This window comes from Pseudomonas chlororaphis subsp. chlororaphis (genome assembly GCF_003945765.1).
Taxonomy (GTDB): Bacteria; Pseudomonadota; Gammaproteobacteria; order Pseudomonadales; family Pseudomonadaceae; genus Aquipseudomonas; species Aquipseudomonas chlororaphis.
This window is the reverse complement of sequence record NZ_CP027712.1, coordinates 20866-34020: the sequence shown is the minus strand read 5'-3', so window position 1 is coordinate 34020 and position 13155 is coordinate 20866. Positions and strand designations below refer to the sequence as shown.

The following is a 13155-nucleotide window of genomic DNA, read 5'->3' as shown; positions in this document are numbered from 1 at the left end:
TGCAGCGCGGTTATAGCGGCGAAGCGTTCGCGGGCAAGCCTCGCTCCTACAGAAACGCTTGCTTCCGTAGGAGCGAGGCTTGCCCGCGATCAACAATGACGCGATCTGTCAGAGCGCCAGCTGGCGCCGCAGCTCCGCCAGCACCGGCGCGGTGTCCGGGCGCACGCCGCGCCACAGGAAGAAGGCTTCCGCCGCCTGCTCGGCGAGCATGCCCAGGCCATCCATGGAAATCGCCGCGCCGTATTGGCTGGCCCAGCGACAGAAGGCGGTCGGCTCCTTGCCATACATCATGTCGTAGCACACCGTCTGGCCCGGCTCGATCAGGCTGGCGGCAATCGGCGGCACGTCGCCGGTGAGGCTGGCCGAGGTGGCGTTGATGATCAGGTCCACCGGCTCGCGCAACCAGTCGAAACCACTGGCCGACACCGGCCCCAGGTCGCTGAACAGCTCGGCCAGCAGCTCGGCCTTTTCCACCGTGCGGTTGGCGATGATCACCGACGCCGGCTGCTCCGCCAGCAGCGGCTCCAGCGCGCCACGCACCGCGCCGCCGGCCCCCAGCAGCAGAATGCGTTTGCCCTTGAGGCTGAAGCCGGCGTTGACCGTCAGGTCGCGCACCAGGCCCGCGCCGTCGGTGTTGTCGCCCAACAGGCTGCCATCGGCGAGCTTGCTCAAGGTATTCACCGCGCCGGCGCGCTGGGCGCGGGCGGTCAGGCTGTCGGCCAGGCGATAGGCATCCTCCTTGAACGGCACCGTGACATTGGCGCCACGCCCGTCCACGAAGAACCCGCGGGCACAGCCGGCGAAATCGTCGAGGGGCGCCAGCAGGGTGGTGTAGACCAGCCGCTGCGCCGTCTGCTCGGCGAACAGCCGATGAATCAGCGGCGACTTGCTGTGGCCGATCGGGTTACCAAAAACGACGTACTGATCCATCCAATAAAACCCTCATGCACATCCCTGTAAGGAACCAGCTTGCTGGCGACAGGGACGCTGCGCTGTTCTGTTCAATCGCATTATCGTCCAGCGCCGGCCAGCCGGCTGCAACGCTTTACGCAGAGCCCGCCAGCCAGTCGCGGTCCTGCAGGAAATATTCGGTCAGGCGCGCTTCTTCGCTGCCCGGCTCGGCTTTCCAGTCGTAGCCCCAGCGCACCTGCGGCGGCAGGGACATGAGGATCGACTCGGTACGCCCGCCCGATTGCAGGCCGAACAGGGTGCCTCGGTCATAGACCAGGTTGAACTCGACATAGCGACCGCGACGGTATTCCTGGAACTCGCGCTGCTTCTCGGTATAGCCCAGGGCCTTGCGGCGCTGGACGATCGGCAGGTAGGCCTCGAGGTAGGCGTCGCCGATGGCGCGCATGAAGGCGAAGCTGGTGTCGAAGTCCCACTCGTTGAGGTCGTCGAAGAACAGGCCGCCGATGCCGCGCGGTTCATTGCGATGCTTGATGTGGAAGTAGCTGTCGCACCAGGCCTTGTAGCGCGGGTAGACGTCCGGGCCGAAGGGCGCGCAGGCCTTTTGTGCGACGCGGTGCCAGTGCACGCAGTCTTCCTCGTTGGCGTAGTAGGGGGTCAGGTCGAAACCGCCGCCGAACCACCAGACCGGCTCTTCGCCTGCTTTTTCGGCGATGAAGAACCGTACGTTGGCGTGGGAAGTCGGCACATGCGGGTTGTGCGGGTGGATCACCAGCGACACGCCCAGCGCTTCGAAGCCACGGCCGGCCAGTTCCGGCCGGTGGGCGCTGGCGGACGGCGGCAAGCCGCTGCCAAACACGTGAGAGAAGTTGACGCCGCCTTTCTCGATCACTGTGCCGTCGGCAATCACCCGGGTGCGCCCGCCACCGCCAGCCGGTCGGGTCCAGGCGTCTTCGACGAAGCGCGTACCGCCGTCTTCGGCTTCCAGGGCGGCGCAAATACGGTCTTGCAGGTCGAGCAGGTAGGCTTTTACGGCCTCGGTGCGGGTAGTCATGGCATCACCTTGAATCGGGCAAAGCTACGCGGCGCCAGGGATACAGCGGAGGGCCTGCGCAAATGGGCGCGTAGCATAACACCGCACAGGGGCCCGCCGCAGTTGACGGCGGTCAAGCAGTAGGAGTCCGATAAGGCACTTTCGCGACACGACCGAGGAGAACATTGCAGATGGCCAGACGTATCCAGTTTCGCGCCCATGGCGGCCCGGAAGTACTCGAGTATGTGGATTACCAACCCGCCGAACCGGGCCCGCAACAGGTCCGCGTGAGCAACAAGGCCATCGGCCTGAATTTCATCGACACCTACTACCGCAGCGGTCTCTACGCGCCACCGGCCTTGCCATCGGGCCTGGGCGCCGAAGGGGCCGGGGTGGTCGAGGCCGTGGGCAGCGCCGTGACCCGCTTCAAGGTCGGCGATCGCGTGGCCTATGGCAGCGGCCCGCTGGGCGCCTACAGCTATGCGCATGTGCTGCCCGCGGACAATCTCGTGCACCTGCCGGACAGCATCAGCTTCGAACAGGCGGCCGGAGTGATGCTCAAGGGCCTGACCGTGCAATACCTGCTGCGCCAGACTTACGAGCTCAAAGGCGGCGAGACCGTGCTGTTCCACGCCGCCGCGGGCGGGGTCGGGCTGCTCGCCTGCCAGTGGGCCAAGGCCTTGGGCGTGAAGCTGATCGGCACCGTCAGTTCGCCGCAGAAAGCCGCGCTGGCCAAATCCCTCGGTGCCTGGGAAACCATCGACTACAGCCATGAAGACGTGGCCAAGCGCGTGCTGGAGCTGACCGACGGCAAGAAATGCCCAGTGGTCTACGACGGCGTGGGCAAGGACACCTGGCTGACCTCGCTGGACTGCCTGCAACCACGGGGCCTGATGGTCAGCTTCGGCAACGCCTCGGGCGCGGTAGAGGGGGTCAACCTGGGCATCCTGGCGGCCAAGGGCTCGCTGTACGTCACCCGTCCGACCCTGGGCACCTACGCCAACAACGCCGAGAACCTGCAGGCCATGGCCGACGATCTGTTCTCCATGATCGCCAGCGGCAAGCTGAAGATCGAGATCGGCCAGCGTTATCCGCTGGCGGAAGCGGCGAAGGCGCAGACCGAGCTGTCGGCGCGACGCACCACGGGTTCGACCATTCTGTTGCCTTGAAATGCATCGCGGGCAAGCCTCGCTCCTACGGATGTGGGTCGTAGGAGCGAGGCTTGCCCGCGATAAACGACGATGCGGTGTCAGGCCGGACGCACGATCTTGCCAGTCACCAGGTCGCGGATCAGGCTCGGGTTCTTGCGCCCACCCAGGCTGCCGCCCAGGACCATGTCCAGCTGCCCGCGGAAATACTGCTCGACGCGAATCCGCGTGCGGGCCGCAGGGCGCCCCTGGGGGTTGGCCGAGGTGGAAATCAGCGGCCCCACCAAGGCGCACAACTCACGCACCAGTGGATGATCGCTGACTCGCAGGGCCACGGTGTCGTGGACCCCGGTGACCCATTCCGGCAACAGATTCTGATGGGGGACCAGCCAGGTGTTCGGGCCCGGCCAGGTGCTGGCCATGCGATCGAGCCATTCCTGGGGAAAATCCTCGAAGAGAAAATCGAACTGGCGGATGTTGTCGGCGATCAGGATCAGGCCCTTGTCCACGGAGCGCGACTTGATGGCCAGCAACCGGTCCACCGCCTCTTCGTTCCACGGGTCGCAACCCAACCCCCAGACTGCTTCGGTTGGATAGGCAATCACCGCCCCTGCGCGAATTTCTCGTGCGGCTTGTTGCACACGCCAACTGCTGACCATTGCTGACTCTCCGGATTAAGGCTGTGCGCAGTTTACCGATCCTGCCTATAAAGCCTAGGGTCTGTACGAAAAGTCGGCGAGCGAAGGTCAGGCAAGGCGCAACGACCAGCGGGAGTAACAGCCAAGGGCTGGCCCGAAGGGTGAGCGCAGCGAATCAAAACAGGCGAGGAACGGCCGGGGTCGCGTTCGACTTTAGGGGCCTAAATGAGCATTCCGATCGGACTCGCGCACGAGCCTGTTTTTAACGCAGCATGGCCGAGCGCAGCCACTTTTCGTACAGAGCCTTAGCCTTTTGCCCGGGCAAACCAGCAGCCGCCTTCGCACGTCGCATGGCCCTCCAGCTCCAGTTCGGTGAGCGCCGCCAGCACCCTGGGCAGGCTCCAGCCACTGGCCTGCACCAGGCCCTCGCTGGTCTGCGGCGCGGCATGCAACAGCGCCAGCAACGGGTGAGCGGGCGCAGCTGTTGGCGGGGCCGTGGATAACGGCAGCCGTTGCCAGCCACGCAGGGCTTCGAGGATATGTTCGATGGTTTCCACCAGCACCGCGCCATCGCGAATCAGCTGATGACAGCCCCGGGCCCCGGGGTGATGGATCGACCCGGGTATCGCATACACCTCGCGGCCTTGCTCGGCGGCGAGCCGGGCGGTGATCAGCGAACCGCTGGCGACGCTGGCCTCCACCACCAGCACGCCAAGGGACAGGCCGCTGATGATCCGGTTGCGCCGGGGAAAGTGGCTCGCGTGGGGCCCGGTCTCCAGAGGGAACTCGGAAACCAGCGCGCTGCCCTGGGCGATCATGGCGTCGGCCAGGCGCCGGTTGCGCTGTGGATAAAATTTTTCCAGGCCGGTGCCGAGCACGCCGACAGTCTGCCCGCCGACCTCCAGGGCGGCCTGGTGCGCTGCGCCATCGATCCCCAGCGCCAGGCCGCTGGTGATGACAAAACCGGCCGCGGCCAGGCTGCGGGAAAAGGCCGCGGCGGTGTCCATCCCGGGCCGCGAAGCGCGACGGCTGCCGACCACCGCCAACTGCGGTTTTTCCAGGATGCGTGGGTCGCCGGCAACAAACAGCAGCGGTGGCGCATCGGCGATTTCATTCAACAGCGGCGGGTAGTCCGGCTGGTCCCACATCAGTAAATGCTGGCCCGGACGCTCCAGCCAGGCCAATGCATGGCTGGCGCTATCACGCACTTCGGCGTTGCGCCGAGCCTCGGCCGCGCCCGCCGGCAGACCCAGCGCGCGCCAGGCACTGGCCGGTGCGCTGATGGCCTTGGAGGCCGAACCGAAGGCTTCGAGCAGCAGCTGAAAACGCTTCGGGCCGAGGTCCGGCAAGCGGTGCAAACGTAGGCGGGCTTCCAGTTCCGCGGGGGAAACCGGAGCCTGGGCAGACAGTGACATAGGATCATCCTTGATCGTTATAAGCCCGGTCGCAGCTGGAATAAGCTGTGGATAACTCTGTTGGTAACTTGTTGAGGGTTTTTACGGGTTACGGACTTTGTCCATGATCGACAGGGAACGGGAAGCGTTGAGCACCAGGCCGTAACTGAGCTTGTCGTAGGTGCGGAAAACCATCAGCAGACCGGCCCGCTCATCCGGCATTTTCACCTGTCCACCAGCCACCCGGTCGCGCACGGTTTCGCCGGTTTTCATTACCGCCAGCACGTTGCCTTCAGCCAGGCCATCGCGCCGTCCCTTGTCCAACGTCACCACATCCAGCGCACCGATCTGGGTGACACCCCGTGGCACGTCGATGATCAGGCCCTCGACCGCCCGGCTCGGCGCGCTGGGGACAAAGGTCGAGTTGATGGTCCGCGGCTCGCTGCTGAACAAACGGTCGCCCAGGCGCACTTCCTGGGTGGTGCGCTGCAATTGCAGGGTGGCGATATCGCCCTCGACCGCGACCACCTCGCCGCCGCCGATTTCGTCGGCATTGATTCCCAGCAGTTCGCCGCTCTGCGGATCGGTGTAGGTCTTGCCCTGGCGGAAGATGCCGTAGGCCGATTGCTCCGGGTCGAAGCGGCCGCGCGCGAAGATCCGGTCGCCGGTGCCGCTGAGTACCCGTTCGGCATCGCCGGCGACTATGTAGGGCGCGCTGTCGAAGGCGTCGGCCCGGTCGAGGATGCGATTGCTCAGCAGAAAGCTGTCGATGGCCTGCAGTGGAATGCTCGGGATCGCCTCGACCAGTGGCGTGCGACGCACCTGGGGCGAGAGCTTGACGGTGCCCCGAGAAACGCCGCGCTCCAGGGTCAGGCGTGGTTCGCCATCGACCCGGACCAGCGCCAGGGAGTCGCCGGGGTAGATCAGGTCGGGGTCGGCGAGGCTGGAATTGGCCTGCCAGAGCGCCGGCCATTGCCAGGGATCGCGCAGAAAGCGATTGGCGATGCTCCACAAGGTATCGCCCGCCACTACGGTGTAGCGCTGTGGATAACCCTCCCGGAGCGGCACCTGCGCCTGGCCGAAACCGGCCCAGCCCACGAGCAGCAAGGCGAGTAGTGATTTCCTCATGCGGTGAATCCCTTTATTATGTGTATTCGCGTGAAACGCCAGCGCCTGTGCGCTCCCTGCTCCTGACCGAGCACGTTTTACAACGGTTGCCCTTCCAGAACCCGCAAGGCCTCCGACTCCGAACTTACTTCACACGTGTAGCAATTACGCTTATGGCCATTTTAAACATCCTCGAATTCCCCGACTCGCGCCTGCGCACTATCGCCAAACCAGTGGCCGTAGTGGACGACGAAGTGCGTCAGTTGGTCGACGACATGTTTGAAACAATGTATGAGGCGCCCGGCATCGGCCTGGCCGCTACCCAGGTCAACGTGCACAAGCGCATCGTGGTCATGGACCTGTCCGAAGACCGCAGCGAGCCACGGGTGTTCATCAACCCCGAGTTCGAAGCGCTCACCGACGAAATGGGCCAGTACCAGGAAGGCTGCCTGTCGGTACCGGGCTTCTACGAGAACGTCGATCGTCCGCAACGCGTGAAAATCAAGGCCCTGGACCGTGACGGCCAACCTTACGAACTGATCGCCGAAGGCCTGCTCGCGGTGTGCATCCAGCACGAATGCGACCACCTCAACGGCAAATTGTTCGTCGATTACCTGTCCACGCTCAAACGCGACCGGATCAAGAAGAAGCTGGAAAAGCAGCATCGTCAGCAAGCTTGATTCCCTTCTTCCAAAGGCTTGCAGCGGCAAGCCTTTTTCTTTTCCGCGTGTTTATTACCGAGAACTCCCATGACTGAGCCACTGCGCATCGTCTTTGCCGGCACCCCGGAATTCGCCGCCGAACACCTCAAGGCCCTGCTCGACAGCCCTTACGAGATCGTCGCGGTCTACACCCAACCGGACCGCCCGGCCGGGCGCGGGCAAAAGCTGATGCCGAGCCCGGTCAAGCAGCTGGCGCTGGAGCACCACATCCCCGTGCTGCAACCGCCGACCCTGCGCGACCCGCAGGCCCAGGCCGAACTGGCGGCCCTCGCGCCGGACCTGATGGTGGTGGTCGCCTACGGCCTGATCCTGCCGCAGGCGGTGCTGGATATTCCGCGCCTGGGCTGCATCAACAGCCACGCTTCGCTGCTGCCACGCTGGCGCGGGGCGGCGCCGATCCAGCGCGCCGTGGAAGCCGGCGACGCGCTGAGCGGCGTGACCGTGATGCGCATGGAAGCCGGCCTGGACACCGGGCCGATGCTGCTCAAGGTCAGCACCCCGATCAGCGCCACCGACACCGGCGGCAGCCTGCATGACCGTCTTGCCGAAATGGGCCCGCCCGCCGTGGTGCAGGCCATCGCCGGCCTCGCCGCCGCAACCCTGCAAGGCGAAGTGCAGGACGACAGCCTGGCCACCTACGCCCACAAACTGAACAAGGACGAAGCGCGGATCGACTGGAGCCGCCCGGCGGTGGAGCTGGAGCGTCTGGTGCGAGCCTTCAACCCCTGGCCGATCTGCCACAGCACGCTGAACGGCGAAGCGCTGAAGGTGCTGGCCGCCAGCCTCGCCGAAGGCAAGGGCGTGCCGGGCACCATCCTCGGCGCCAGCAAGGACGGCCTGCTCGTCGCCTGCGGTGAGCAGGCGCTGTGCCTGACCCGCCTGCAATTGCCCGGCGGCAAGGCGCTGAACTTCAGCGACCTGTTCAACAGCCGCCGCGAGAAATTCGCCACCGGCACCGTGCTCGGACAAGCGGCGGACGCCCAATGAACCCGCGTCTGGCCGCCGCCAAGGCCCTGACCTCGGTCCTCAACGGCAAAGCCTCGCTCAACAGCTCGCTGCCAATCCTGCTGGACAAGGTCGAAGCGCGCGATCGCGGCTTCACCCAGGACCTGGCTTTCGGCACCGCGCGCTGGCAGCCACGGCTGGCGGCGCTGGCCGCCAAACTGTTGCAGAAGCCGTTCAAGGCGGCCGATGCCGACGTCGAGGCGCTGCTGCTGGTGGGCCTTTATCAATTGCTCTACACCCGCGTCCCGGCGCACGCCGCCATCGGCGAAACCGTGGGCTGCGCCGACAAGCTGAAAAAGCCCTGGGCCAAGGCACTGATCAATGCCGTGCTGCGCCGCGCCCAACGCGAGAGCGAAGCACTGTTCGCCGAGCTGGAACGCGACCCCGTGGTGCGTACCGCCCATCCGCGCTGGCTGCAAAAGTCCCTCAAGGCATTCTGGCCCGAGCAGTGGGAAGCGATCTGCGCCGCCAACAACGCCCACCCGCCGATGATCCTGCGGGTCAACCGCCGCCATCATTCCCGCGCCGCCTATCTCCAGCTGTTAAGCGAGGCCGGCGTTGCCGCCAAGCCTTGCGTCTATAGCCAGGACGGCATCGTGCTCGATGAAGCCGCCGACGTGCGCGTCCTGCCGGGCTTCGCCGAAGGCTGGATCAGCGTGCAGGACGAAGCCGCGCAACTGGCCGCCGAGTTGCTGGAACTGGCGCCGGGACAGCGGGTGCTGGACGCCTGCTGCGCGCCCGGCGGCAAGACCTGCCACATCCTCGAAGTCGAGCCCGCGCTGGCCGGCGTGGTCGCGGTGGACCTGGAAGCCAAGCGCCTGGTGCGTGTCCAGGAGAACCTCGACCGCCTGAACCTTCGCGCCGAGCTGATCGCCGCCGACGGCCGCGATACCGCCGCCTGGTGGGACGGCAAGCCGTTCCAGCGCATCCTGCTGGACGCGCCGTGCTCGGCCACCGGGGTGATCCGCCGCCACCCGGATATCAAGCTCACCCGTCAGGCCGACGACATCGCCGCCCTGGCCAGTCTGCAAGGCGAACTGCTGGACGCCATGTGGTCGACCCTGGAAGTCGGCGGCATCCTGCTGTACGCCACCTGCTCGACCTTGCCGACCGAAAACACCGAGGTCATTGAGGCTTTCCTGGCCCGTACCCCGGGTGCTCGCGAACTGGACATCGCCGGGCAACTGGGTCAGCCTCCGGCCGGCCTGAAGCAGCCCCACGGTCGCCAGCTGCTGGCGCAAGAGGGCGGCCACGACGGGTTCTACTACGCCAAGCTGATCAAGATTGCCGCCGCGCGCGGTTAAGAAAGGTTCGAAGGGAGTGACTGGATGAAGATCATCATCCTCGGAGCAGGGCAGGTGGGCGGCACGCTGGCAGAGCATCTGGCCAGCGAAGCCAACGACATCACGGTGGTCGACACCGACGGCGAACGCCTGCGCGATCTCGGCGACCGCCTGGACATCCGCACCGTACAGGGCCGCGGTTCGTTCCCCACGGTACTGCGCCAGGCCGGCGCCGACGATGCCGACATGCTGGTCGCGGTGACCAACAGCGACGAAACCAATATGGTCGCCTGCCAGGTCGCCCATACCCTGTTCCACACCCCGACCAAGATCGCCCGGGTCCGCGAAGCGGCCTACCTGACCCGCGCCGGCCTGTTCGACAACGAGGCGATTCCGGTCGACGTGCTGATCAGCCCGGAACAGGTGGTGACCAACTACATCAAGCGCCTGATCGAACACCCCGGCGCCCTGCAGGTGATCGACTTCGCCGAAGGCAAGGCCCAACTGGTGGCGGTCAGGGCCTATTACGGCGGGCCGCTGGTGGGGCAGCAACTGCGCCAGCTGCGCGAGCACATGCCCAACGTCGACACCCGCGTGGCGGCGATCTTCCGCCGTGACCGGCCGATCCTGCCCCAGGGCGATACGGTGATCGAGGCCGACGACGAAGTGTTCTTCATCGCCGCCAAGGCCAACATCCGCGCGGTGATGAGCGAGATGCGCCGCCTCGACGAATCCTACAAGCGCATCGTCATCGCCGGCGGCGGGCAGATCGGCGAACGCCTGGCCGAAGCCATCGAAAGCCGTTACCAGGTGAAGATCATCGAGATGAATCCGGCGCGTTGCCGCTACCTCTCGGACAACCTCGACAGCACCGTGGTCCTGCAAGGCAGCGCCTCGGACCGCGACCTGCTGATGGAAGAGAACATCGCCGACGCCGATATCTTCCTGGCCCTGACCAACGATGACGAGGCCAACATCATGTCCTCGCTCCTGGCCAAGCGCCTGGGGGCGAAGAAGGTGATGACCATCATCAACAACCCGGCCTATGTCGACCTGATCCAGGGCGGCGATATCGACATCGCCATCAGCCCGCAGCTGGCCACCATCGGTACCCTGCTGGCCCACGTGCGCCGTGGCGATATCGTCAGCGTGCACTCGCTGCGCCGTGGCGCGGCAGAAGCCATCGAGGCGATCGCCCATGGCGATGCCAAGTCGAGCAAGGTGATCGGCCGCGCCATCGAGGACATCGCGCTGCCGCCAGGCACCACCATCGGCGCGATCATCCGCGACGAGGAAGTGCTGATCGCCCACGACGACACGGTGATCGAAGCCGGCGACCACGTGATTCTGTTCCTGGTGGATAAAAAACATATCCGCGATGTGGAGAAGCTGTTCCACGTGGGCTTGAGCTTTTTCTGATCCAACGCCGTCCTGTAGCCGCTGCCGCAGGTTGCGAACGCCCCGCAGGGGCGCGGCGATCTCCGGCCCGCAGAAGGTCCTCCGGACCTATCGCAGCCTGCGGCGGCTACAAGAGTCCACAGGAGTGACAACGATGCTCGAATCCCTGGAAAAAATGCTCGCCAAGGGCATGGATAACTCGCTGCTGCGCTTCGGCCTGGGCAAGGGTTATCTGGATCTGCACGAATACGCCAAGGCCGCCGAGCACCTGCAACGCTGCGTCGGTTTCGACCCCAAGTATTCGGCGGCGTGGAAGCTGCTGGGCAAGGCCTATCAAGGCCTGGAGGACTATGCGGCGGCGCGCCAGGCCTGGGAGCAGGGCCTGGAAGCAGCCCGCGGGCATGGCGACAAGCAGGCGGAAAAGGAAATGACGGTGTTCCTCAAGAAGCTCGAGCGCCAGGGCAAAGGCGCACTGTAGCCGCTGCCGAGCTTGCAAGGCTGCATACGAGGACGTAGTCCTCGCTAAACCTGAACACCGGGATTGTCAGGAGAATCGCAGCGCCTGGTCTTGCGAGCGCTTCGCGGCCGATCGCAGCCTCGCAAGCTCGGCAGCGGCTACAGAGGCGATGTCCGGACGCTTCACAGGTAACGCAGGCCGATGCCCTCGGCGTCCACCAGCACCACCTCCATCTTCACCCGCGGCGCGTTCATCGGCAGGCCTTGCACCTGGCCGTAGACCACCGCGCCCTTGGGCAGCGCCGCCAATGCCGGGTGCTTGACGTACACCCCGCTGGCGGACAGGTTGCGCGTCTGGCCCAGGCACTCGCCGAAGCTTTCGTGCTGGATCTTGATCCTCAGGGATTTGCGCGAATCGGGCATATGCTGTGCTCTGCTTCAGCCTTTGTGGATAACCTTGGGCGAAAGGTTATCCACAGATCGTGCCAGGCGGTCAGTACCAGCGTTCTTCGCCGGGCGGACGTTTCTTGAAACGCTTCATGCTCCACATGTACTGGCTCGGATAAGCCCGCACATAGCGCTCGACCACCTGGCTCATCGCCGCGCAGGAGGTTTCGGTGTCGGTGCTGTACATCGCGTCCGGCGCGGCTTCGAGGATCACCTTGTAACCCGAACCGTCGGGCAGGCGCAGCGCGTGCAGGAACACCCCGACCGCCTTGCCGCCGGCGAGCATGTTCGGCACGAACTTGCTGGTCAGCGCCCGGGTGGCGAAGAAGGGCACGAAGATCCCGGCGGATTCGGCCGGTTCCGGGTCGGCGGGAATGCCCACCGCACCACCTTTGCGCACTTCCTTGATAACGCTGAGGATGCCTTCCTTGGTCGAAGCCGCCACCCGGTTGCCCAGCTGGACCCGCTGTTTGCGCAGCAGTTCGTCCACCGCCTTGAGCTTCGGCGGGCGGTAGAAAATGATCGGTTTGCACTGGCTGCAATAGAAGTGGTTGAGCACTTCCCAGTTGCCCAGGTGGCTGGTGATGCCGACCACGCCCTTGCCCGACGCCAGCGCTTCTTGCAGCACCTCGAGGCCCTCGACTTCACGCACCAGGGCGATCGAGCGCTCGGCCGGCCAGATCCAGGCGCAGGCGCTTTCAGTCAGGGACTTGCCGATGTCTTTCAGGCTCTGCCCCACTAAACGCTCGCGTTCGGCGGCGTCCATCTGCGGAAAGCACTTGGCCAGGTTGATCCGCACCACATCGCGGGAACGGTTGGGGGTCTTCCACATGATCCAGCCGATGGCCGAACCGACCGCCTGCACCGCGCGCCAGGGCAGCAGGGCAAACAATCGCAGAGCGCCTACCAGCAGGGCGCCTTTAAACTTATCCACAGGTGACTCCTGATATCCGGGTCATGAACCTTGTCGCAAGCGGGCTATTCTAACCGGCCGTTTGTCAGGATGGCGTAGCGATCGCAGTCGCGGGTGTGGTCCATGACCATGCCCGAAGCCTGCATCAGTGCATAACAGATGGTCGGCCCGACAAAGGTGAAGCCGGCCTTTTTCAAGCCGCGGCTCATCGCTTCGGCCTCTGGGGTAACCGCCGGGACTTCGCTGCGATCCTTGAAATGATTGATTTTCGGCACCCCGCCGACGAACGACCAGAGGAATTCCACCGGGTCTTCCAGCGCCATCCAGGCCTGGGCGTTGCGCCGGGCGGCAGCGAGTTTGAGACGGTTGCGGATGATCCCGGGATCGAGCATCAACTCATCGATTTGTGCATCGCTCATCTGCGCCACGCGCTGCACATCGAAGCCGAACAGCACCTGGCGATAACGCTCGCGCTTCTTCAGGACGGTGATCCAGGACAGGCCGGCCTGGAACCCTTCGAGCAATAACAACTCGAACAAACGCTGCGCGTCGCGTAGCGGCACGCCCCACTCCTGATCGTGGTACGCCATGTACAGGGGATCTTCGTTGCACCAAAAGCAGCGTGGCATAAGGCTCCAGTGGGCGTGCGCACAACTGAATCGGGTATACTCCCGCTCTTTAAATCGCAGCCCAAGTAACAGG

At 65.0% G+C, this 13155-nt stretch carries 14 protein-coding genes; 6 read left to right on the top strand and 8 right to left on the bottom strand.

What is annotated here, in order from left to right; genetic code table 11:
- Positions 1 to 108: 108 nt before the first annotated feature.
- Together aroE and hemF are read right to left on the bottom strand one after the other, a co-directional pair.
- Positions 109 to 930 (bottom strand): shikimate dehydrogenase, encoded by an 822-nt coding sequence (gene aroE, locus C4K27_RS00160; protein ID WP_053263224.1) that lies wholly within the window; start codon positions 928 to 930, stop codon positions 109 to 111.
- 115 nt (positions 931 to 1045) lie between these two features.
- Positions 1046 to 1963: an oxygen-dependent coproporphyrinogen oxidase gene (gene hemF, locus C4K27_RS00155; protein ID WP_009041486.1), complete on the bottom strand. Its 918-nt coding sequence runs from the start codon at positions 1961 to 1963 to the stop codon at positions 1046 to 1048.
- A gap of 170 nt (positions 1964 to 2133) precedes the next feature.
- On the opposite strand from hemF, the gene C4K27_RS00150 reads away from it, so the two are divergent.
- The gene (locus tag C4K27_RS00150) at positions 2134 to 3111 is read left to right on the top strand and encodes an NADPH:quinone reductase (RefSeq protein ID WP_053263223.1); all 978 of its coding nucleotides are present in this window, start codon (positions 2134 to 2136) and stop codon (positions 3109 to 3111) included.
- Between the two features lie 80 nt (positions 3112 to 3191).
- Here the strand turns inward: C4K27_RS00150 and C4K27_RS00145 are convergent, their stop codons facing one another.
- From C4K27_RS00145 to C4K27_RS00135, 3 genes are all read right to left on the bottom strand, one after another.
- Positions 3192 to 3749: an L-threonylcarbamoyladenylate synthase type 1 TsaC gene (locus C4K27_RS00145; RefSeq protein WP_007926207.1), complete on the bottom strand. Its 558-nt coding sequence runs from the start codon at positions 3747 to 3749 to the stop codon at positions 3192 to 3194.
- A gap of 284 nt (positions 3750 to 4033) precedes the next feature.
- Complete coding sequence (gene dprA, locus C4K27_RS00140) at positions 4034 to 5143, bottom strand: DNA-processing protein DprA (protein WP_053263222.1); 1110 nt, start codon at positions 5141 to 5143, stop codon at positions 4034 to 4036.
- Between the two features lie 81 nt (positions 5144 to 5224).
- Complete coding sequence (locus tag C4K27_RS00135; RefSeq protein WP_053263221.1) at positions 5225 to 6250, bottom strand: LysM peptidoglycan-binding domain-containing protein; 1026 nt, start codon at positions 6248 to 6250, stop codon at positions 5225 to 5227.
- Between the two features lie 152 nt (positions 6251 to 6402).
- On the opposite strand from C4K27_RS00135, the gene def reads away from it, so the two are divergent.
- The 5 genes from def to C4K27_RS00110 all read left to right on the top strand — a co-directional run bounded on the left by def (position 6403) and on the right by C4K27_RS00110 (position 11115).
- Positions 6403 to 6909, top strand: coding sequence for a peptide deformylase (def, locus tag C4K27_RS00130; protein ID WP_009041482.1), 507 nt, complete (start codon positions 6403 to 6405; stop codon positions 6907 to 6909).
- Positions 6910 to 6978: 69 nt separating this feature from the next.
- Entirely contained in the window at positions 6979 to 7938 is a 960-nt protein-coding gene (gene fmt, locus C4K27_RS00125; RefSeq protein ID WP_053263220.1) for a methionyl-tRNA formyltransferase, read from the top strand.
- A complete protein-coding gene (rsmB, locus tag C4K27_RS00120; protein ID WP_053263219.1) occupies positions 7935 to 9260 on the top strand; it encodes a 16S rRNA (cytosine(967)-C(5))-methyltransferase RsmB in 1326 nt (441 codons plus the stop codon). Before fmt ends, rsmB begins: the two co-directional genes overlap by 4 nt.
- Positions 9261 to 9284: 24 nt before the next feature.
- Complete coding sequence (gene trkA, locus C4K27_RS00115; protein ID WP_007932603.1) at positions 9285 to 10658, top strand: Trk system potassium transporter TrkA; 1374 nt, start codon at positions 9285 to 9287, stop codon at positions 10656 to 10658.
- A gap of 133 nt (positions 10659 to 10791) precedes the next feature.
- Positions 10792 to 11115 (top strand): tetratricopeptide repeat protein, encoded by a 324-nt coding sequence (locus C4K27_RS00110; protein WP_007921017.1) that lies wholly within the window; start codon positions 10792 to 10794, stop codon positions 11113 to 11115.
- 161 nt (positions 11116 to 11276) lie between these two features.
- On the opposite strand, the gene C4K27_RS00105 is transcribed toward C4K27_RS00110, so the two are convergent.
- From C4K27_RS00105 to tag, 3 genes are all read right to left on the bottom strand, one after another.
- Entirely contained in the window at positions 11277 to 11516 is a 240-nt protein-coding gene (locus C4K27_RS00105; protein ID WP_009041477.1) for a pilus protein PilZ, read from the bottom strand.
- 70 nt (positions 11517 to 11586) lie between these two features.
- Positions 11587 to 12474 (bottom strand): lysophospholipid acyltransferase, encoded by an 888-nt coding sequence (locus C4K27_RS00100; RefSeq protein ID WP_007921020.1) that lies wholly within the window; start codon positions 12472 to 12474, stop codon positions 11587 to 11589.
- Positions 12475 to 12518: 44 nt separating this feature from the next.
- Positions 12519 to 13082, bottom strand: coding sequence for a DNA-3-methyladenine glycosylase I (gene tag, locus C4K27_RS00095; protein WP_053263218.1), 564 nt, complete (start codon positions 13080 to 13082; stop codon positions 12519 to 12521).
- Positions 13083 to 13155 lie beyond the last annotated feature (73 nt).

What these genes read in the sequence shown, in the direction of transcription:
- aroE (WP_053263224.1), bottom strand. Translation starts at nt 930, where the DNA reads ATGGATCAGTACGTCGTTTTTGGTAACCCGATCGGCCACAGCAAGTCG.
- hemF (WP_009041486.1), bottom strand. Translation starts at nt 1,963, where the DNA reads ATGACTACCCGCACCGAGGCCGTAAAAGCCTACCTGCTCGACCTGCAA.
- C4K27_RS00150 (WP_053263223.1), top strand. Translation starts at nt 2,134, where the DNA reads ATGGCCAGACGTATCCAGTTTCGCGCCCATGGCGGCCCGGAAGTACTC.
- C4K27_RS00145 (WP_007926207.1), bottom strand. Translation starts at nt 3,749, where the DNA reads ATGGTCAGCAGTTGGCGTGTGCAACAAGCCGCACGAGAAATTCGCGCA.
- dprA (WP_053263222.1), bottom strand. Translation starts at nt 5,143, where the DNA reads ATGTCACTGTCTGCCCAGGCTCCGGTTTCCCCCGCGGAACTGGAAGCC.
- C4K27_RS00135 (WP_053263221.1), bottom strand. Translation starts at nt 6,250, where the DNA reads ATGAGGAAATCACTACTCGCCTTGCTGCTCGTGGGCTGGGCCGGTTTC.
- def (WP_009041482.1), top strand. Translation starts at nt 6,403, where the DNA reads ATGGCCATTTTAAACATCCTCGAATTCCCCGACTCGCGCCTGCGCACT.
- fmt (WP_053263220.1), top strand. Translation starts at nt 6,979, where the DNA reads ATGACTGAGCCACTGCGCATCGTCTTTGCCGGCACCCCGGAATTCGCC.
- rsmB (WP_053263219.1), top strand. Translation starts at nt 7,935, where the DNA reads ATGAACCCGCGTCTGGCCGCCGCCAAGGCCCTGACCTCGGTCCTCAAC.
- trkA (WP_007932603.1), top strand. Translation starts at nt 9,285, where the DNA reads ATGAAGATCATCATCCTCGGAGCAGGGCAGGTGGGCGGCACGCTGGCA.
- C4K27_RS00110 (WP_007921017.1), top strand. Translation starts at nt 10,792, where the DNA reads ATGCTCGAATCCCTGGAAAAAATGCTCGCCAAGGGCATGGATAACTCG.
- C4K27_RS00105 (WP_009041477.1), bottom strand. Translation starts at nt 11,516, where the DNA reads ATGCCCGATTCGCGCAAATCCCTGAGGATCAAGATCCAGCACGAAAGC.
- tag (WP_053263218.1), bottom strand. Translation starts at nt 13,082, where the DNA reads ATGCCACGCTGCTTTTGGTGCAACGAAGATCCCCTGTACATGGCGTAC.